At 60.8% G+C, this 21051-nt stretch carries 15 protein-coding genes; 5 read left to right on the top strand and 10 right to left on the bottom strand.

Features of this window, described 5'->3' with window-relative positions; translation table 11 throughout:
- Positions 1-9: 9 nt before the first annotated feature.
- Genes BC360_RS20310 through fdnG form a run of 3 tightly spaced genes read right to left on the bottom strand, consistent with a single transcriptional unit; the run spans position 10 to position 4759 of the window.
- Positions 10-696: a formate dehydrogenase subunit gamma gene (locus BC360_RS20310; protein WP_065796676.1), complete on the bottom strand. Its 687-nt coding sequence runs from the start codon at positions 694-696 to the stop codon at positions 10-12.
- Positions 696-1664, bottom strand: coding sequence for a formate dehydrogenase subunit beta (gene fdxH / locus BC360_RS20305; protein ID WP_413813757.1), 969 nt, complete (start codon positions 1662-1664; stop codon positions 696-698). Before fdxH ends, BC360_RS20310 begins: the two co-directional genes overlap by 1 nt.
- The gene (gene fdnG / locus BC360_RS20300) at positions 1664-4759 is read right to left on the bottom strand and encodes a formate dehydrogenase-N subunit alpha (protein WP_139110121.1); all 3096 of its coding nucleotides are present in this window, start codon (positions 4757-4759) and stop codon (positions 1664-1666) included. The genes fdxH and fdnG overlap by 1 nt, the downstream gene beginning before the upstream one ends.
- A 300-nt stretch (positions 4760-5059) precedes the next feature.
- On the opposite strand from fdnG, the gene BC360_RS20290 reads away from it, so the two are divergent.
- The 5 genes from BC360_RS20290 to BC360_RS20270 all read left to right on the top strand — a co-directional run bounded on the left by BC360_RS20290 (position 5060) and on the right by BC360_RS20270 (position 10175).
- Positions 5060-6211, top strand: a complete 1152-nt coding sequence (locus BC360_RS20290; protein ID WP_065796673.1) for an extracellular solute-binding protein — start codon at positions 5060-5062, stop codon at positions 6209-6211.
- Between the two features lie 108 nt (positions 6212-6319).
- Entirely contained in the window at positions 6320-7399 is a 1080-nt protein-coding gene (locus tag BC360_RS20285; RefSeq protein ID WP_065785198.1) for an ABC transporter ATP-binding protein, read from the top strand.
- Positions 7400-7442: 43 nt separating this feature from the next.
- Positions 7443-8273 (top strand): ABC transporter permease, encoded by an 831-nt coding sequence (locus BC360_RS20280; RefSeq protein WP_244512799.1) that lies wholly within the window; start codon positions 7443-7445, stop codon positions 8271-8273.
- 83 nt (positions 8274-8356) lie between these two features.
- On the top strand, positions 8357-9151 hold the full coding sequence (locus BC360_RS20275; protein WP_244512809.1) for an ABC transporter permease: 795 nt from the start codon (positions 8357-8359) through the stop codon (positions 9149-9151).
- A gap of 91 nt (positions 9152-9242) precedes the next feature.
- Positions 9243-10175 carry a sugar phosphate isomerase/epimerase family protein gene (locus BC360_RS20270; protein WP_065796671.1) on the top strand — a complete coding sequence of 311 codons (933 nt, stop codon included), beginning with the start codon at positions 9243-9245 and terminating at the stop codon, positions 10173-10175.
- Positions 10176-10564: 389 nt separating this feature from the next.
- Here BC360_RS20270 and BC360_RS20265 read toward each other — a convergent pair whose 3' ends face one another.
- The 7 genes from BC360_RS20265 to BC360_RS20235 form a co-directional block, all read right to left on the bottom strand.
- The gene (locus BC360_RS20265) at positions 10565-10783 is read right to left on the bottom strand and encodes a hypothetical protein (protein WP_065785194.1); all 219 of its coding nucleotides are present in this window, start codon (positions 10781-10783) and stop codon (positions 10565-10567) included.
- A gap of 26 nt (positions 10784-10809) precedes the next feature.
- Positions 10810-12750, bottom strand: a complete 1941-nt coding sequence (locus BC360_RS20260; protein ID WP_065796670.1) for a hypothetical protein — start codon at positions 12748-12750, stop codon at positions 10810-10812.
- 368 nt (positions 12751-13118) lie between these two features.
- The gene (locus tag BC360_RS20255; protein ID WP_065796669.1) at positions 13119-14201 is read right to left on the bottom strand and encodes a glycoside hydrolase; all 1083 of its coding nucleotides are present in this window, start codon (positions 14199-14201) and stop codon (positions 13119-13121) included.
- 31 nt (positions 14202-14232) lie between these two features.
- Positions 14233-15405, bottom strand: coding sequence for a polysaccharide pyruvyl transferase family protein (locus BC360_RS20250; RefSeq protein ID WP_065796668.1), 1173 nt, complete (start codon positions 15403-15405; stop codon positions 14233-14235).
- A 145-nt stretch (positions 15406-15550) separates the two neighbouring features.
- Positions 15551-16729, bottom strand: a complete 1179-nt coding sequence (locus tag BC360_RS20245) for a polysaccharide pyruvyl transferase family protein (RefSeq protein ID WP_065785191.1) — start codon at positions 16727-16729, stop codon at positions 15551-15553.
- A 36-nt stretch (positions 16730-16765) separates the two neighbouring features.
- A complete protein-coding gene (locus BC360_RS20240; protein ID WP_065796667.1) occupies positions 16766-19441 on the bottom strand; it encodes a glycosyltransferase in 2676 nt (891 codons plus the stop codon).
- Positions 19431-20912, bottom strand: coding sequence for a DUF6212 domain-containing protein (locus tag BC360_RS20235; protein ID WP_065796755.1), 1482 nt, complete (start codon positions 20910-20912; stop codon positions 19431-19433). The genes BC360_RS20240 and BC360_RS20235 overlap by 11 nt, the downstream gene beginning before the upstream one ends.
- Between the last annotated feature and the right edge of the window lie 139 nt (positions 20913-21051).

Below are 21051 nucleotides of genomic sequence, written 5' to 3'. Positions count from 1 at the left end.
GTTTTGTCGTTATTCTGCCGGATCGATCCGGCCCCGTCCAGCAAGTTCCTTCAGCCACTTGCGATGGTGGCGCCAGGCCCAGCCGCCGGTGACCGAGCCCCGCGTCATCGCCCGCAGCGTACCGCGGGTCCAGATCGCGGCGTAGACATGCAGGATGAAGAGCAGGATGATCAGCACCGCAGAAACGGAATGGGTCAGCACAGCAATGCGCCTGACGTCGATGGGCGTTGCCTCGCCGAAATACTGCTCCCAGATGATGATGCCGCTGACGATCAGCACGATGATGAAGAACGCCATGCCCCAGAAGATGAACTTCTGTCCGGCATTGTACTTGCCGATCTCCGGCAGCCGTTCCTCATGACCGTTGACCACGTCGCCGATCTGCGAGACCCACTGCGCGTCGGTCCTGTTCGGCAGGTTGGCTCGCCAGAGCTGCGCGAAGAAAATGAAAAAACTCAGGAACAGAACGACCCCGATCCAGGGATGCAGCATGCGCGTGTTCTGGCCGCCGCCGAACAGATCCGTCAGGAAGAACAGGGACGGATGGAACATGGAGAGGCCGGACAGCAGAAGCAGGATCAGACAGGAAGCCGTAATCCAATGGTTGAGGCGCTTGCCGGGTCCGTAACGACCGACTGTTACCGGCGGGCCGCGATGGATCGTGTCTTCGGGCTGCACATCGTTCGACCTGGGCATCAGGCGCCCTCCCTGAGATCCTCGGCTTCCTCGACGAGCTTTTCGGCACTGACCTCGTCCTCAGGCTCGACCCGGTTCGCCTTGCCGAACAGGCCGTGCAGGATCGCGCCCGCAGCCGCCAGCCCCATCGCCGCAAGGCCGGTATATTTGGTCACGCCCTTCCACACCTCGATGACAGCGGAAATCTTCGGGTCATCCGGCAGGTCGGCATAGATATGCGGCTTGTCGTTGTGATGCAGGACATACATGACATGGGTCCCGCCGACGCCGGGCGGATCGTAGAGGCCGGCATTGGCGTATCCGCGCGACTTGAGATCGGCGATGCGCTCGTCCGCATGTTTCTTCATGTCGTCCTTCGTGCCGAACACGATCGCTTGCGTCGGACAGGCCTTGGCACAGGCCGGCCCCTGCCCCATCGCGACGCGGTCGGAACAGAGCGTGCATTTGTAGGCGCGGTGATCGACCTTCGAAATGCGGGGAATGTTGAACGGACAGCCCTTCACACAGTAGCCGCAACCGATGCAGTTTTCATGGATGAAGTCGACGATGCCGTTGGAATATTGCACGATCGCGCCCGGTGAGGGGCAGGCCTTGAGACAGCCCGGATCGGCGCAGTGCATGCAGCCGTCCTTGCGGATCAGCCATTCCAGATTGTCCGTCTCCGGGTTCACCCATTCGGTAAACCGCATCAGCGTGAACATGTTTTCGGTCAGGTCATGCGGGTTCGTATAGACCCCGACATTCTCCTCGATATCCGGAAACGTGTCGTTCCACTCGATGCAGGCCGACTGACAGGCCTTGCAGCCGATGCATTTGGAAACGTCGATCAGCTTGGCGACCGGCGTCAGCTGCCGGTCCGGCGGCGGCAGCTCGCTCGTGGCGGAGCGGCGAACGAGATCGCGCTGCGTGAGGTTGCTCTCCATCGGCTGGACCGGCGGGTTGCTGACGGCGGTGCGCGGGCTATCCATCACGCTATGCCCTCCTTGTCCTTTGGCGGCGTCGAAGGCTCGATATTGACGAGGAAAGCCTTGGACTCAGGCGTCTCGATGTTGGCATCGCCGACGAAGGGAACCAGCGAATTGGGGCCGAAACCCTTTTTCGCAGAACCGGTGAACCCCCAATGCAAGGGGATGCCGACCACGTGAACCGGCTTGCCGTCGCAGATGAGCGGCCGGATGCGTTTGGTCACCACTGCCTTGGCCTTGACCTCGCCGCGCTTCGACCAGACCCGGACCCAGCCGCCATTGGTTATGCCCCGCTCCTGCGCCAGTTCCTCGGAAATCTCCACGAAGAACTCCGGCTGCAGCGCCGCGTTGACGCGGTTGTGCTTGGTCCAGAAGTGGAAATGCTCGGTGAGCCGGTAGGATGTGGCCGCATAGGGGAACTCGTCCGAAAGCCCCAGCTGCTTGGCGTCATCTTCGAAAATGCGGCTGACCGGATTGCCGCGCATCTTCAGATTGAAGACGTTGGCAACCGGCGATTCGAACGGCTCCATATGCGCGGGGAACGGGCCATCGCGCATCATTCCGCGGGTGAACAGACGCGCGGTGCCCTCCTGGTTCATGATGAACGGGCCGACATCTCCGGGCTTGGCCGTCGGCGCAATGTCGGGAATGTCATAGCCTGTCCACTTGGCACCGTCCCATTCGAGCAGCTTGCGGCTCGGATCCCAGGGCTTACCCTCCAGGTCCGCCGAGGCGCGGTTGTAGAGCGTGCGGCGGTTGAGCGGCCAGGCAAAGGTCCAGCCGAGATAGGTTCCGGTGTCGTCGGGGTCGTGATTGTCCCGGCGAGCCATGTTGTTGCCCTGCTCGTTAAAACAGCCGGAATAGATCCAGCAGCCGGACATGGTCGAGCCGTCGTCGCGAAGCTGCGAGAAGTTCACCACCTGCTTTCCGGCCGGCACGAGAACCTTGGTGGGATCGGCCGGGTCCATGACATCGCTCAATGCTCGCCCGTTGATCTCCCTGGCGAGTTCTTCGGCCGTCGGCTCGTTCTCGTCGGCATAGTCCCATGACAGGTTGAGGATCGGGTCGGGGAAGGCGCCACCCTCCGTGCGGTAGAGTTCGCGCATCCGCAGGAAAATCTGGGCGATGATATAGGTATCGTGCTTGGCTTCGCCCGGCGGCGTCCCGCCAGCCCAGTGCCACTGCAGCCAGCGGCCGGAATTCGTCAGCGACCCATCCTCCTCGGCAAAACAGGTCGTCGGCAGCTGAATGACTTCGGTCTGGATCGAGGCCGTATCGACCGGGTTGAAATCGCCGTGGTTTTCCCAGAACCGCGCCGTCTCCGTTTCCAGCGGATCCATGGTGACAAGCCACTTCAGGTTCGAGAGAGCCTTGGTGTTCTTGGCACGGTTGGGGAAGGCGAGCAGCGGGTTGAAGCCCTGACAGAGATAACCGTTGACCTTGCCGGCATGCATCAGCTCGAACACGCGCAGCACGTCGTAGGACGGCACATCGAGCTTGGCGAGGTAGTTGAAGGCCCAGTCGTTGTCGGCCCGCGCGGCGTCGCCCCACATGGCCTTCTGGAACGAGACCATGAACTTGCGGTAGTTCTGCCAGTAGCTTGTCTGGCCCGGCCGAAGCGGCTTGAACTGCCGCGTCGACATGTAGGTTTCGAAGTCCTCGTCCTTCTCGGTCGGCGCCGTCAGGTAGCCGGTGAGCAGGTGCGACATGAGGCCGAGATCGGTCAGGCCCTGGATGTTGGAGTGGCCGCGAAGGGCGTTCATACCGCCGCCGCGCACGCCGATATTGCCGAGGATCAGTTGCAGCATCGCCATGGCGCGGATGTTCTGCGAGCCGTGCGAATGCTGGGTCCAGCCCAGGGCATACATCGACGTCATCGTCTTTGTCGGCGTCGAACACTCCGAGATCATCTCGGCAACCCTCAGAAATTTCTCCTTCGGCGTGCCGCAGATGCGCTCGACCATTTCAGGCGTGTAGGGCGCCAGATGCTCCTTGAGCAGGTTCCACACACAGCGGGGGTGCTGCAGCGTCGGGTCGGTCACGACGAAGCCGTCGTCGCCGATCACATAGTCCCAGGTCGAACGGTCGTAGTCGCGCTTCTCCGCATCGTAGCCGGTGAAGAGGCCGTCCTTGTAGCCGAAGCCATCCTTCACCAGGTAGGCTGCGTTGGTGAAGGCCTTCGTGTACTCCCACTGCACCCTGTCGTTGTCGATGCAATACTTCATGACGCCGTTCAGGAACGCGATGTCGGTTCCCTGGCGAATGGGCGCGTAGTAGTCCGAGACCGATGCGGTACGGGTGTAGCGCGGATCGACGACGATCAGCTTCGCGCCGCGATGAGCCTTGGCTTCCGTGACCCATTTAAAGCCACAGGGATGGGCTTCGGCCGCATTGCCGCCCATGACGACGACGAGGTCGGTGTTCTTGATGTCGGTCCAGGAGTTGGTCATTGCTCCACGGCCAAATGTTGGGGCGAGACTCGCCACCGTAGGGCCGTGTCAGACGCGTGCCTGATTATCGAAACCGACTATTCCCAGGCTCTTGGCGAACTTGAAGGTCGCCCAGGCCGTTTCATTGGTTGTTGCAGATGCCGCCAGCATGCCGACGGTCGTCCAGCGGTTGACCGGTATGCCCTTGGCGTTGGCCGCAAGCAGGTTCGCATCGCGATCGTCCTTCATCAGGCGGGCAATCCGATCGAGAGCATCGTCCCAGGAGATCCGCTCGAAGGTGTCGGAACCGGGCTTGCGCAGCATCGGATGTTGGAGGCGGGTCGGCGATTTGACGAAGTCCTTGAGCGCCGCCCCCTTGGGACAAAGCGTCCCGCGGTTCGTGGGGTGATCAGCGTCGCCTTCGATATGGACGATGTCCGCCGTCTCGCCTTTTCGAGAATCGCCCTTCGAATAGATGATGACGCCGCAGGCAACGGAACAGTACGGGCAGGTGTTGCGGGTCTCGGTCGTGGTCTTCAGCTTGAAAGCACGCACATGCGCGATTTCCGCCGCCTCGGATTCGCCGAAGCCCATTGCTCCGACGGAAGTTGCCACGACACCCGCTCCGGCCAGCTTCAGAAAGCTGCGCCGCGAGAGGTCTATGTTCATAGATGGCCTCCCTTTCCCGATACTTCGTGTGCTGGAGTCTATTGCTCGGCGCCAGCAAGTCAAGGTGCGCCGCCTGCGCAACTGTTGACGCGCCGACAGCGCTTCTTCGCGCGAAACGGCCAATTGGCGGCGCGATTCCGGCAACAGACATGGAAGCGGCGTTCCGCCTCCTTCGGGTGCCTGTCGGTATCAGGTCCCATGCCTCCCCTGTCGTCTCGCTGTTACATCGGGGTGCTAGGCGCCGCCTGTAAATTCATCCCGCCTCTGCCGGATGAGACCCAAATTCAGGAGCGTGCCACCATGGTACAAAATAAACCGGCGACAACGAGACATTCCTTCCACATGAAGCGGCGAACAGTTCTGAGCGGCGCACTTGCCTCGCTGGTGTGCGCGCCGTTCGTCGCGCGCAGTGCCTCGGCCCAAGCAAGTTCCGGTGAACTGCGGATCAGCGCATGGGCCGGCTATATTTCGCCGGAAATGCTCGCGGCATTTGAGAAGGCGACCGGCATCAAGGCAAGCTACACGCCTTACGGCACCAACGATGAAATCCTCAGCCTGATGAAGGTCAATCAGGGCGAGGGGTTCGATGTGATCTGGCCAGCGCTCGACCGTGTTCCGAACTATGTCGAAGCCTCGCTCGTTCAGCCGATCGACGAAAAGCGGGTCGAATGGGACCGTTGCATCGAAAGCGCGGTGAAGAGTTCGGAGACACTCGGCGCAGTGGTCGACGGAAAGCGCTATCAGGTGCCGACCGATTGGGGCACGGAGGCCATCGCGTTCGACACGGAAAAGGCGCCGCTGCAATACGGCACCGCCTCCTATAGCGATCTGTGGAAGCCGGAGATGGCCGGCAAGGTCACGGTCCGCGGGCATTCGGCCCTTGTCGGCCTGGCGCTGTGGCTCGAACAGGAAGGCAAGCTCCCAAAGCCTTTCCTGGACAGCTTCAAAGATCCGGAAGCGATGCGTGCCAACTACGATGTGGTTCTTGAAGAAGCACTCGCCCGCAAGGCGAATGTTGCACAGTTCTGGTCGAGCCAGAACGAGGCGCAAGGTGCCTTCCGCACCAACGGCTGCATCCTCGGGCAGACGTGGGATTCGACGGCGGCCGGCCTGAAGCAGGAAGGCATGCCCATCGGCTATATCGCACCGAAGGAAGGCGCGCTTGCGTGGATGGAGGGCATCTCCCTTCCGGTCGGCGCAAAAAACATCGATCAGGCCTACGCGTTCATCAACTGGATGCTGACGCCCGAAGCGGGCGCCATGTACGCCAGCCATGCCAAGGTCAACACGACCGCCAAGGGTGCAGAAGCGCTGCTGCCTGCCGACGCCAAGGCCTTCTTCGAAACGGCCTATCCGGGCGACGCGCTCGAAAAGTTGTGGTGGTGGCCAGTGCAGGAAAGCTGGTTCGTGGAACTGCGCACCGAATACCAGGACCGTTTCCTCAGCGCCTGACGCTTTTCCGTCAGGCAGCGCGCGCGAGCGCGACGCACATACGATTGGCGGCGCAAGCCTTGAAGGCGAGCGTCGCCCATCCCCTCATTCCCAGGAATATTTGATGCCATGACCAATACCGTCAGCCTGCTTGATGTCGAAATGCGCTTTGCCGCCAGCCTGGCGATCCGGCGCATGTCCCTCGAAGTAAGGTCGGGGGAGTTCTTTTCGATCCTCGGCCCGTCGGGCTGCGGCAAGACCACGCTCTTGCGGATGATATCGGGCTTCCTCCAGCCGACCTCGGGCAAGATCCTGATCGACGGCCAGGACATGCGCGATGTTCCGGCCAACCGCCGCTCGACGGCGATGATCTTCCAGTCCCTGGCGCTCTTCCCGCTCATGCCGGTGTGGGAAAACATCGCGTTCGGCCTGGAAGTGCGCGGCATGAGCAAGGCCCGCCGACGCCAGGAAGCCGAACGCTTGCTGGAGCTTATCGCGCTGCCTGGCTACGGCGAGCGCATGCCGCACGAACTGTCAGGCGGACAAAGACAGCGTGTTGCTATCGCCCGCGCACTGGCGATCGAGCCCAAGGTGCTGCTTCTCGATGAGCCGCTATCTGCGCTGGACCTCAAGCTACGGCAGCGGATGCGCGCCGAACTTCGCGAACTCCAGAAGCGCACCGGCGTCACCTTCATCTACATCACCCACGATCAATCGGAGGCGCTGGCGATGTCCGACCGCGTTGCGGTGATGAGTGCCGGCGAATTGCAGCAAGTGGGCGAGCCGCTTGAACTCTATACCAACCCCGCGACCGCATTCGTCGCCGAATTCGTCGGCGAGAACAACATCATGTCCGGGACCGTCATCGACACCTTCGGCGACTACGCGGTTCTTGAAGGCGCACATGGGCGCTTTGTCGGACGGCGCAGCGCGACCCTTCGGCCGCAGATGAAAGCACGACTGTATGTTCGCCCGGAATCGCTTTCGGTCGATCGGCAGGAAACCGAAAACCGTCTGGTCGCCATATCCAAGCGCTTCGACTTCGAAGGCGCCTTCGCCACGGCGCATGCGGTCGTTCCGCATGACAGCGATCCGCTCAGCGTCCAGCTGGCAATCCCGCATCAGCACCTCGGCCAGGCACCCGACATCGGCAAGTCCTTTGTGGCCGGCTTTTCTCGGCAAGACGCGGTCGTTCTCGCCCATGAATGAGATCACCCAGCGCTTCGGTAGGCCTCTCGGAGCCTGCTTCATTTTGCTCGTACTGCTTTGGCTGGCCGGCCTCGTCCTCGTTCCCAACCTGACCATGCTCGACTTCGCCCTTCGACCGAACCTGCCTGCAACGCAACTCGGCGGGCCGAAGGATGGCTATTCGTTCGATAACTTCCTCTACCTGTGGAACCACCCGTCGCATGGCTGGATCTTCCTGAAGACGATCTGGTCGAGCGCGCTCGTGACCGTGCTGACGTTCCTGATCTGCTATCCCCTCGCCTATTGGCTGGGACAGGTTTCCACACCAAGGCAGACGTCCGCTCTGCTTGTGCTTTTGACCGTACCCTACCTGATGAACGAGGTCCTGCGCGGGCTTGCATGGTACATCATCCTGGCCTTCGACGGCCCGCTGAATGCGGCGCTTGTCCATCTCGGACTGCTCAGCGAACCCGTCCGGTGGTATGGCGACGGCGGCGTCCTGGCCGGCATGGCCTACGCTTATCTGCTGTTCATGCTCTTGCCGATCTACAACTCCGTCAGCACGCTCGATCACGCGCAAATCGACGCGGCCCGCGACCTTGGCGCCGGGACATTGCGCATCCATCGCCGGGTCGTTCTTCCCCATGCCAAGGTGGGCATCGCGACGGGTTGCGTCTTCACATTCATGCTGGCCGCCGGAAGCTACATGGCGCCGGCGCTGCTCGGCGCGCCGGGCAGCCGATGGTTCACGCAGCTGATCTACGATTGGTTCTTCGAAAGCGGAAACTGGAACCGCGGCGCCGCCTATGGCGTCACGCTGCTCGTGCTTTGCCTTGTCGCGGTGCTCGGGATGCTGCGGTTGTTCCAAGTCAATCTTACGAGTGCGGTCAAATGACTGATATGCCCATAGCGACCGCCAATTCACACAAGCCTGCATCTCCGCTTCGTCATCGGTTCTTAGCGTCTCGTTTGCCGGACGTGCTGCCGCGTCTCGCCTTTCGCCTCTACTTCGTGTTCTTCCTCACCTATCTTCTCCTTCCACTCCTGATCCTGGCAGCAGCAACGTTCAACAGGAGCAGCTTCCCCACGATCGTTCCCTGGCTCGGGACGACGGACATGTGGATCGCTGCGCTGTTTCGCGACGGCGAAATACTGAAGGCACTCGGCAGTTCCGCGGTGATCGCCGCCGGCGTCATCGCCATTTCGCTGCCTGTCGGAACGGCCGCCGCCCTGGTGCTGACGAGCCTGCATGGCCGCGCCCGCAGCGTCCTCTATGCCATGATGGTATCGCCCTTGCTCACGCCTGGCGTCGTCATCGGCATCGCCACGCTGTTGTTCTGGCGCAAGGTGGGCGTTGGCGGCGGCGTCGCCCTCAGCATTCTCGCCCAGTCTAGCTTCATCATCTCGTTCGTCATGCTGATGGTGGCCGCGCGGCTGCAGCGCTTCGACAGAACGATGGAAGACGCGGCACTCGGGCTCGGCGCGTCCCGCGTCTATGTGTTTCGCCGGATCTTGCTGCCCTTCCTGCGGCCGGCGCTCGTCGGCGCCTGCTTCATCGCATTGCTGCAATCGTTCGAGAACTACAACACCACACTGTTCGTTCGTGGAACCGAGACACCGCTTACGATCTTCATCGCGTCGAAGGTTCGCGCAGGCCTGACCCCGGTCATCAATGCGCTCGGTCTCATGATGATGGTGGCCACCGTTATCGGTGCGGTGCTCTGGGAAGTCGTACGGCACCGCAAACGCAGCACCCCGGGGGCGGGACGTTAGTCGGCACCGCATTCGCTCATGAAACCGCGTCAAAGCCCTGGCGGCCGCGACGCGCAAATCGCTGTCACTTAGACATAATGGAGAATGATCGTTGAAACACGGTGCTTTCGCTGTCGGCATATCGGCAAGAAACCGGGCCGGAGACCTGTCGGACCTTGGCGACGAGCTCGACAAGATCGAAGCATTGGGCGTCGATCTCATCGAACTGCCGACCTTCGACTACGACCTCGTGATCGGCGGACGTATCAGGGCGCCCCAACTCGCAACCTTGCAAAACGCCTGTGCCGGGCGGTCGGTAGCCTATTCCGTGCACGGTCCGTTGGCGATCAACCTCATGGATGAGCCCGCGCGCGCGCCTCGCCATCTTGAGGTGCTTGAAGCATCGCTCGACGTCGCGCAGGCCGTTGGCGCCCTTCACTATGTCCTTCATTCCGGCCTGACACATGAAACCGAGCCGGCGAAGCTCGGCGACGCCTACGCCCGCCAACGGGAACTGCTGACCCGAGCGGCTGAGCTTGCCCGCGAGCGCAACCTGATCATCTGCGTCGAAACCCTGTTCGAATACGACGGCTGGAAGCACGCCTCCAGCCCGAAACGGCTGGCGGAGGAGATCGCGATCGTCGATCATCCTCACATCATGGCGACGATCGATTTCAGCCACAGCTATATCAAGCTGGATGCCGATGGGCGCAGGGAAAGCTTCGTGGAGGAGATTGCGGCACTGGCGCCGGTGGCCCGTCACCTGCACGTTCACGACAGCTTCGGCCGGCAAGACGATCTCTGGGTCTACACCCAAGGCGAGCGACTGGCCTACGGAAACGGCGACCTGCATCTGCCGGTCGGATGGGGCGACATTCCCTGGACGCAGCTCCTTGAGGAGTGCGTGTTTCCTGAAGGTGTTGTCTTCAATATCGAGCTCGACCCGCGTTACTGGCATGCGGCACGGGAATGTGTCGACTTCACCCGGGGACTTGCCAGCCGGGCCCAGACAAAAGGATACGGTGGCCGGAGCAAGGTCGCCTAGATGTGAGCTTTCAGTAGGTTGTCCATTCGGACCGAACCGAGGAGAGAACCGCCATCTCATCCCTCACGAAACCATTCACGGACCAAATGCTCAAAGCGTTCTGTGAGGAATGGGCGGAGGCTATCGGCCAGGAATAAACGACGGGGCTGAAGTCGATGGCTTGGCTTCAGCCTTGTTCTCCGATGCGTGGGCGCAGGACGTCTGGGCAAGAGCCGATGGCGTCGAACGCCGGCCTTAGCGCGATATAGCACGCCACCAGAGGGATCGTGCACCACCTCCCGATAGAATAGGCTTTCCGCCATGAACGCAGCGGGCAATACTCGCGCCATTGCCCACTGCGGCCTTCCGCACCGTCATGAGATGCGGTGAACGCATCCGCCTGAACCGGTTTACCCGTCGAACCGGCCGTTCGAGATATCCTCGGCCGACTTCACGGAAATCGCGACGCTGACGCCTTTGATAACCGAGCCTCCGGCTTTCTGAAGGTCAACGACGGCCTGCAAGGCGCCTTTGACCGGCACCGTCATCGGTGCAACCGTCCCCGCCTCCAGGTCAACAATGTAAAGCCCCTCCTCGCCGACGAGGCCTAAGATAGCGACTTTTGCCATGCATACTTCCCCTCTGGTTTCCATTCTCAGAAGCCTGCCTTCTTGAGACCTTCACGATAGATGTCTTTGTGCCAATTTTCCTTAATCGGCACGATGGACAACCAGTTGTCCACGTCAAATTCAGGATGGGTCTGGCGCGTCCTCGCAACGAACGTTTGTGCCTTGTCGCGATGGCCGAGCATGGCCCAGCTCGCGGCCGCCAGCCGGTCGGCGAGGCTGCCATCTGCCATTCGATCAATGTAGCCCAGGGTTGCCTCGAAACGCCCGAGGCCGTAACAGGCGCCCGCCGCCGTCCACAGGTACGAATCCGGGCTTATGGGGTTGAGTTCAATGGCGCGCTCGATCGTCTGACACGCCGTATCCAGACGCGAACAATGGGCCAGGGCGTCGGCATGGTCCGCGATGATATCCGCATAATGCGGACTAAGCGTCTCCGCCAACTGCAGGGTTTCGACACTCTCGTCGAGAGCGCCCTGCAGCAGCTTTGCTACGCCAAGCTCGCGGTAACCATCCGCCATGTCGCTCCTCGTCTCAATGGCCTGCAAGGCATAGGTTTCCGCCGACTTCAGCAAATCTGCCTCGCCTCGCGCTGTGAGGATCCATTCTTCCGAATAGGTTCGTGCAAGTGAACTCAGAGCCGGCGCGAAATTGGCGCTTTCCTGCAAAACCGCCTTCATCTCCTTTCGGGCGCGATGCAAATTGGGCAGCGTCAAGCGGTCGAAGAACTGCCGTCCCAGAAGATAGCGGTGATAGGCGGCCGGATTCCGATCGAAATTGGATCGCGTGATCCTGTGTCGCTCGATTTCGCTTGCCACCGAGAGGGCCAGGCGCCCGGATATGTCGCGTCTGTTCTGCGCAAAACGCGCGCCATCGAGGCTGAGCCGCTCGGCCCAAACGATCTCGCTGGTCGGGAGAAACACAAGCTGCAAGAACAAGGAAAGTTCCTCATCCACGCCGCTCAACCGCGTCTCGAGCACATAGGTCAGGCCATGATGTTCAAGCATCGCCAGCTGGCCTTCGGTCTTGCGGCTTATCTGCAAAGCCGAATAAGGTGCTAGCACCTGAACGCTGTTCAGCACACAGAAGCCGATGGTGATGTCCTCCAGAAGCGAGGTCACGATCATCGCGGCGGCGGGTTCGCGGCTGTAGTTACTGGGTGGCAGCAATGCCAGGCGCGGCAGGCAAGGTGTTGGAGGTTCATCCAGTCCGGCCGGATTGATCGCCTCCACGGTTGCTGGGCGGGCGGCGATCTTGACCGATTGACGCTTCTCCTTCATCCAGGATGAGAGCATCTCGTTGCGCCGTTCAAACGTGCGTCGAAGATGATCGACCTCTCCCTGCACATCGTAGGCCTGCAGCAGGAATTTTCGCGCGATCTGGTCGTTTGAGTCCGTCAGGAAAACGTGAAGCGCAGCCTGCTGGACGACGGCGCGTTGCTCGGCTGTCTTGGCCAGAGACGCCATTGTGCGCAGGGCGTGCTCAAGCGCGGCCGACTGCCGCTCTCGTTGCTGCGCTACCCAGTGACCAAACAGGGGATTGCGAAGGTCGGTTTCGCCCAGAAACACCGATCGGAGCCGGTCGACAAGCGTTTTGAGTTCATCGAACGAGCCCTGAGGTTCGGCCGTCGCAAACAGCGAAACATCGCATTTGAGCAAGGATGGCTTGAGCTCGACCTCGCGGCTGGAAAATGCAAGAAAATGCGCATCGAGTTCCGATTGACGGCTCCTGATCCGCAAGACCAACCGGCGAAGATTGGTAAATGCCGTAGAAGGCGCTCCTCTACCCCAAAGCAGTTCGGCGACTTCCGTTCTGGTCGCGGTCCGCCGCCCGGTCGAAATGAGGTAGGCAAGGATCACCAGTGCCTTTTCGGAAAAGGGGATGGCCTGCCCTCGCTCATCGAGCAGCTCCAGACCGCCGAATGTCCGCAGGGAGAATGCAGTGGACTGTGGTTCGCCGCCTGAATCCACTCGCCCGCCCCCTATCAGATTCCCACACGATCCTAAGTTGAAGTATTCAGAAGCCCGTGACGAAGTCAACTTACAGTATCAAGAACCGCGTTGGAAGTGTTGCGAAACGCGCGACCTGTCGACGACACCCGCCCGGAAGATTTTCGAGTTGCTGCCGCCGGCCTACTGCATAATTCCTTAAATCGGAATCGATTTAAGGAGAAAATTATGCAGCAAGTTTAGGGTGTTACAGCGTCCTTAGCGCGTCATATTTGACGCGCGGCGCTGTAGAGTGTTTCCGGTTGAGACGGAGTCGCAGAAGCGCTTTAGCTCTTTGTTTTCACGCATTTCCTGACGGAAAACCGTTTCGCACTTTTCCTGGAAATACTCTAGTTCGGGGCGATCGCCTTGAGCCCGGCAGAACTGAGATGGCCGCACCGCCAGACGCCATAGCCAGCGTGCGTGTCCCAGTCATAGTAGAAAGCGGCCGTCAATCGCCCCGACGACATGAGGGCTCGAAAGGCGGACCGGATCGCCGCGACCGCATCGGTGCGCTTTCGATCGTCAAGCGGACAGGAGCGGGCGGAGTTTGCCACCCCCCACTCTGTGATCCAGCAGGGCTTGCCCCTCTCCCCCGCCCCGCAGAAACGAAGGAGTTCGCTGATATAGCCGGAAAGCTTCGGCCCTGCCTTGCGTCCCGGATAGACATGAATGCCATAGGCATCGACATGCTCGTCGAGCCCGAGCCGTCTAAGGAGCGAAATCACTTCTTCCGGGTCCAGGCGTTCCATGCCCCTTTGATCTGCCTCCCCGGCGCTCATGTCGGACAAACCGGCAGAAATGACCGCCGCATCGCTGCTATGGATCGTCGCCTTCAGTTCCTGCCGGGTAATTCTGGCAATCTCGACATAGGTTGCCAAACCACGCTCGAAGGCTGCGCTGTTGCGAACATCGGAGGCGCGACGCGGCGTCGAAGCACCAGGCTTTCGAAAGACGATCAGGTCGCCATTATAGGCACTGTAGTTGATCTCGTTGCCAGGCTCGACCGCCATGAGCTTGACACCGGCCTCGTCCATCCGGCGAAGCGCCGCCTTGAGGTTTTCGCGGTACCTCGCCGGGTCGAGGTCGGAAAGCCGGCGAATGTCCCATATGCGCCCGAAGCCGGCGCGGGCGCGCACGTCATCCGCATAATAATCCGGGTTGCTCAGCTGGATCTCCAGCAGGATCTTCAGCCCGAGGCCATGGGCGATTTCGACCGCGTCGATGCTCCGGTCGACCGGGGCCGACAGGGAGAGCCGCATGTGGGTTACGCCGCTTGCGGCGATGTCGCCCAGGATTTTTCCCTGCTCGTGCGGTGTCAGCCAAGCCAGGTTGACCCGATTGATTCCAACAATACCGGCCGGGTTTCGGTCCCGTCCGATCGCCGAGCCCGGTTCCAAGGCAAGAAGCAAAAGCAGCGCGCAAAGAAGCACCCTGCGCGCCGCAACACTCGACCGTCCGCGCTCAAATGCCGATCTGACCGAGCACATTTCTGAAGTTGGCCTCGCAGGCCTGATAGCGGTCGATGGCTGCCTCTGCGTCGATCTTGGACAGGAAGTTCGAGAGATAGGTTCGCTTGTCTGCCTCGCGGTTCCAGGTTGCCGCCTCGATAGAGGGAAAGCCGATGAACTCCAGCATTTCACGCATACGGTCGTCCACCGCAATCATCAATGCGGGCACACCCGCCTGCATGCCGATGATGCAGCCATGGAACCGGCGGCCGAAGCACATGTCTCTGGTCGTCGTCCAGCCTCGCCATTGGTTGGTGTCGAAGAAGGCGACAAGTTCGTGTTCGCGCTGCCACTTCTCCTTGTGCTTGTACTGCGTCGCCCCGGTAATCCGTCCGCTTGCACGATCGTAGACCGGGGACATGTCGTCTCCCGGCAGATCGAGATTGTAGGCGATGACCTCGTCCTGGACGACATAGCTGGCAACAGACTTCGGCCCCAGCAATGCGTGCGCGTCGACGATCGTGTCGGCCACGCTGCCGAGGTAGCCACCGAAGGCGATCCTTTGCGCGTCGGCCAAAGCCGGATTGGCGAGCGCCGTGAGCGACCGGACCATCTCGTTCGGCGCGAAATAAAGCGAGGGGCAGCCCGTCGGCTTGACGAATTTCATCCCCTGCTCTCTCAGGAATTCCGCGGTAAAATAGCCCCGCGTCAGAAAGAAGCTTTCCCTGTTCCTGAGCACGTCCAGGAACTTGAGCGTGCCCTCCGGCAGCAACTCCTTGAGCCCCTCCTTGCGCTGGATGCCGATGCCCATCACCACCACGGGCATTTTCAGCTTGGCGAAAACCTCGGCTTCGAGATCGGCAGAGTATCCGGGCCGCAGCAGGTTGGCGGAAGCAAAGACGCAGATATCGAATTCGCGGTTTGCCTGCTCGTAAAGATCGTCCGAGTTGCGGTTGTTGACGAGGTGCCAGAAGGGCACATAGGTGACGTCATGCGCCCGAAGGCTCTGCGCGGCGCCTTCGCCGATCAGATAGTTGCCAGTATTGGCAATTCTCCTGACCTGGGAGAGGAAGTCCTTCTTCGCTGTTACCTCGTCGAAGAAGGGTCGGTGGCGCACCGTCAGGCCGGAAACCGAGCCGATCGTGCGCTGCAGATAGGAGGGGATCCCTGTAAGTAAGATACGCATAACTGTCCTTTGAACGAGCCTTGGGGAGGATGCCGGGTTCAGCCAGAGCGTTTCCAGTCTAAAACGGCGTGGCAGAAACGCTCTATCTCTCTGTTTTTACGCATTTCCTGACGGAAAACCGCTTCGCACTTTTCCTGGAAATGCTTTACTGACCGATCCCGATTTCCCGCAAGGTCGAACGGAACGCGCGCTCGCGATCGGAATATCTGTCGACGAGTTCCGATGCATTGAGCTTTGCCAGGTGCCCGGCAACGAATTCGCTGCGGTTCTCGGCACTGTCGATCTCGTTGATGTCGACCGCCGGCAATCCGGTGTAACCGAGCATTTCGCGCATGCGGTCGTCCACCGCGACCATCAGGCTCGGCACGGCTGCCTGCATGGCAATGATCGAGCCGTGAAAACGGCGACCCAGATTGAAATCCATCGACGAAGCCCAGGCTCGCCACTGGTTGGTGTCGAAGAAGGTGCGCACCTGGAAAGCCTTGCCGAGCCTGTCGGCCCCGGGATAAGCGAGGTCGCCCACCATCGTGCCCGACGCCGTGTCGTAGACGCGCCCCTCCGCATTCGGCTCGACGCTCATGTCGAAGTGGAGAAATTCGTCCTGCACGACGTACTGCGGCACGCTGTTGCCCCCGGGCAGAGCCTTCGCATCCAGGACCGTATCCTGGTTACCGCCGAGGTAACCGGAGAAGATGGTCCGCGCCTTGCCGACGTCGACCTCAGGCAGCTTTCGCAGCGATTTCCGCATATTGTCGGGCATGAAGTAGACGGACGGGCAGCCCGTCGGCCGCACGAACTTGAAGCCTTGGTCCTTGAGAAAACCTTCGGTTTCGAAGCCGCGCGTCAGGAAGAAGTGCTCACGCTCCTTGAGAATGGCCAGCAGCCGTTTCGTGCCCTCCGGTAGATTGTTCTCCAGGTCCTTGCGGTTCTGCTGCCCGATGCCGAGCATGACGATCGGCATCTTGAGTTGCTCGAGCACATCCGCCTCCGCGTCAGCCGAAAGCCCCTTGCGCAGCAGATTGGCGCAGGTGAAGACGCAGATATCGAAGTTCGCGTTGAATTCTTCGAGGCCGACACCATTCTTGGCGCAATTGTAGAGATGCCAGAACGGCACGTGCTTGGCGTGGGGTGAAAGCGCCCGCAGCGCCCCTTCGCCGATGAGGTAGTTGCCGGTGTTGCTGATATTGCGCAGCTCCTGCAGAAACTCCTCTTTCGTCTCCGGCTGTTTCTGGCGCTCCGCATAGGAGACGGACAAACCGTGGGCGCCGTTGACCAGGCGCGTGTAGTGACCGGGAATACCGGTCACAAGAATCCTTGCAGGCATGCAATCGACCTTTCTGCTTGAAAAACCGGCGTGGGCTCAACCGGCCGCCCGGATGCCAGCGTCGACCGCTGGATCCGACGGAAAGACGGCGGTTCTTGCCTGGGACGAATTGTCGACCCAGGTATCGCACCACGCGAGAAACTGCGAAAACGAGGATGTCCACGAACGACGGGATGCAGTCTTGATGCAGCCCTCGATCAGCGGAGCAAGTTGGTCCGGGTCGCGGGCGACCGCCTCGATAACCTCAGCCATCGACCTGACGACTTCGGGATCGGCCGATGCATGGATCAGGACACCGTCTTCGCCATCGATGATGAGTTCGTCCACCGCCCCAACCGCCGTGGCGATGGGAACGCATCCGAGCTGCTGCGCCTCGGCGATGGCGAGCGGCGCGCCTTCCCAACGCGACGGCATGACGAGCACATCCGCCCAGGAGAGCGCCTTGATAAGCTCCTTGCTGGCGAAGGCCGGTGGACGGACGTCCACAGAGAGATCCTTCAGCCGCTCGGTCCATGAGACGCTCGAGTCGGCAAGGATTTCGCCGCCAACGGCGCGCGCCTCGAATGGCACATTCCTCGCCCTGAGCTCAGCCAGCGTCGCGGCCAGCCTGTCGATCCCCTTCTGGCGGTCAAGCCGCCCCATGTAGAGCACATGCAAGCGCGCATCGCTGCGCGGCTGCCGTCGGGTGGCGAGAACATCGGCCTGAACTTTTGGTGGGACCGAAAAGCCCGCGCTGTTGGAGACCGCAAAGACCTTTGCGTGCGGCACTCCGAAACTGTGCAGGTAGGTCTTCAACTGTTCGGAGCAGGTCAGGAACGCGTCATAGCAATGTTCGTGGGCGATAGCGGCAAACGGTTGGCCGGCCGGGCGCTTGAACGCGGTGTTGTCGACGACGTGAAGATAGCATGCCGTGCGCGTGCCCTCGGAGCGCAGCCGGGCAATGAGAGGATGAACCGCCATGACATGGTTGTTGATCACCAGATCGAAACCCGAGAGCTGGCCCTTCAACGCCTGCCAATCGACCCCATGCTCTTCGGCAATGAAGTCCTGCCCGAGGAACGAGCCCGAACCACCCCACGCGGGAACGCCGGCGTCCCAGAAGTGGATGTGATCAAAGCTGGAATCGAATTCGTCGATGACATCCATCTTCGCACTACCGAGGACGAACAGATGCGTCTCGAAACCGGTTCGCTTCAGTTCTCGCGCGACCGCATAAATCACCTTCTCGGCTCCACCGAAAGAGGCGTTCGGCACCAAGAGGGCGACGGTCCGCTTGCCGGAGCTATGGCCGAGCGGCAGGATCGGTGAACCGCCGACCTCCCTTCGCAACTCCCTGTATAGCTCCCCATAGGGCACCAGCCGCGACGGACGCCATGTCCACCGCTTGCCCGCCGTATGGCGCAAGGGGCTCGAAGCAATGGCATTGATGCAATTGATCATCATCTGCTGCGGCGTGATCAGCGATCGGCGTGGCAGGCTTTTGGGGAAGGGAAAGCGCACTTTCAGCAACGTCACCGTCGGCCAGACCTGCTGGTTGCCGATCGATGCGAACCACTCCAGCGCATTGTTCTGGATCACGTCTCTGACCAGCGGCGTCGGAAGGAAAACAAGGTCAGCCGGTCCGACATTCTGCGAACCCGCCGGCAGCGCAATCGCCTCAATCCCGCGCTTCACACCGTCATTCGCAAGCTGCACGAACAACGCATTGGTGTTTTCGCTCAACCGCTCCAGATGGGCGAGAATGTTTGGAAGCATGCGCGAGCGCAGCAGCAGATCGAAAGCCGAACCGCTACCCGCCACGAGAAAGGGCGGGAAATGCACATTGTCGGGTTCGCCGACATTCGCCCAGAATGCCGGTATGATGTCATCCAGCCGAAGCACGGTCGGCGCCTTGGTCGGATCGGTAAACAGCGAGATCGATGCATTTTCGGTGCGGGCGAATAGATAGCGCGGGGCTTCCTCATGCTCGAAATCGACGAGCATCGGCCGTCGATACAGAGCCTTGTGGCGTTTTCGCAGATAACTCACCGATGTGGCGCGTTCCCGGTTGGCTTCCTTGAAACGGCTTTCGGCCCGCAACCGATACTCAAAGACCGTGTCGTGGCATGGCACCCCGACAAAGCCGTTCTCAATGCAGGACAACCAGAATTCCCAGTCTTCAAATCCGTTCTGCCTGTCGTCGCTGAAGCGCACGCCGGCGCGGAAAACGTCGATGGAAATCAGGGATCCCGTGTCGCAAATATTGTCCGTGATGCAGTGAGCCAGCCGCGAATACTGATTGCCGTAATGCGCGCGCCAAGACACGGAGAACGTGTCGATGTTGGTATAGACCCAGCCACAAGCACTGCTGTTGAGCTTTTCGTAGAGCGTCTCGATCGTGCGGGGCAGAACGCGATTGTCGGCATCGAGGAAATACACCGCCCGAGCCTCGGGCAGATGCTCGACAATGAAGTCGATGGCGCGGTTGCGGGCACCACCTGGTCCCGCATTGCGGCCGAATATCACGTGAATGAAAGGATGGGCCGCAGCGTAGAGCAACAACTGATCGAACGTTTCGTGGCACGGGTCTCCATCGACCGATACGACGATCGCAAGCCGGGATGTGCTGAGATCGGATGCCAGAGCGGATTCGATGGCTTCCAGGACAAGTGCCGCATGACCGTAGAGCGGCATCGCGATGGCGATGAGATCGGCCTCCGGATTACCTGGCATTCAGGGCCTCCGTCGATTGCTTTACCAGTCGGAAGCTCGACAACTTGAGCCAGCAAAAATCGACGGTGTCACCCACGGCCCGGCTGAGGATGATCAGATCCATTGGAACGCGGATCGCCTCGTCCATCTGCATGCTGATGCTTATGGATTGCTGAGCACCGACCTCCCGCCAGCCGCTGAACAGGGTCGAAGGTTTTGCCGACCCCTTGCGTGCGAGTTCGGCGACTTCCGAGCGGGCGTTCGAACCGGCCGGGCTCAAGAGAAAGCTGACGGCCGCCGGCGCGCCTTTGGGATGATCGATAATGGCGCTTGCCGACAACGAGACCGTGCCAGGCTCGATGGCGCGATTGATCGCCCCGGCCGAGATACCGCTCGGCAAAGGGTGACAGACGATCGCATGTTCATGTTCCAGGAACCGGATGGTCTGAAAATCCGGGACGATTGGGGTCACCGAAACGTCGGCGATCTGGCTGAGCTTCTCCAGCCCGAGCCTGTAGTCGACGGTGAATTGCCCTTCCAGCAAGCTGGTGGGGGCAATCATGTTCGCCGTGCTCGCAGGCTTGACCCCAGGCAGCCCCGTGAACACCCGGAACGCGAGCGGGCGCAGATCGAGATCAGGATGCGCGTGTTCCGATCGCGCCGAGTATCGCTCGCTGGCGATATGGTGCCCGAGCGAAAGGCCAAGCGCGTCCGAGCCGCTGGCAGATACACGCAGACGAAGGGTTCTGGCCGCCCCGCCACAGGCGCGCGGCAGAGAAAAGAAGTTCCAACCGGAGACCAGGCCAACGTAGGGAACATTCCATTCCGCAACACCTTCGCCACTCTCCAGATAGGTCAGAGTGACGATCAGTTCGCCACTGCCCTTCGGCAGCGAGTGAAGGTGAAGGGCGAACCCGGCGACGCCGAGACTGGAGACGGGCAGAAGCTGTTCGATGAAGGCGCTGCTCAGCAACTGCCCCACACCCTCATCCTTGGGATCGGCAAAGGGATCATGGGCAAAAACTTCGGCAACCGGCTCCCAGTTTCGCGCGTGGAAGGCGTCTTCCAAAAGGCGATAGTTTTCAAAGAGCTCTTCGCGCTCACGCCTGAGCATGGCGAGTTCCGACCTGATCGAAGCCGTATAACGGGCAAGCCGTCCCACGCCGTCTTCGGCCAGCGCACGCAGGAGAGCCGAGCTCTCAGCCACATTGTCGGGGTCAAGACGCAAGACCGCCAACTCCGGGATCGTGCGCAAGGCGGACAGCCGCGCCAGCCCCTTCTTCAGGTCCGCCTCACCTTTGTCGGAAAAGGCAACCGCGGCGAGTGGAAACGCGTCCCTCAACGTGTCGAAGGAACCACCATCAGCTTCCAGGTAGTCCACCAGATGGGCAACATTGCTGCCCTGCAAGATCGCCCGATCGCGATCCGATGCCAGCAACAGCTTCTTCAAACCGAGCCGGGGCCCCAGGGTGGATTGTCTTACTTCTTGCACGTAACGCCCTCTGAAGAAACGATAACGCATATCGATGGAGTTTCTGAATTAGCATCGCCTATACCAGCGAAGCATTATTCATCACACAGATTACCTAGCAGTGAATTTCGCAGCGCACAACGGGAAAATACATGCAGTA

Origin of the sequence: Ensifer sp. LC163, from assembly GCF_001695855.1 — a bacterium.
Classification (GTDB): Bacteria; Pseudomonadota; Alphaproteobacteria; order Rhizobiales; family Rhizobiaceae; genus Ensifer.
This window is presented reverse-complemented; position numbering and strand designations above follow the sequence as displayed.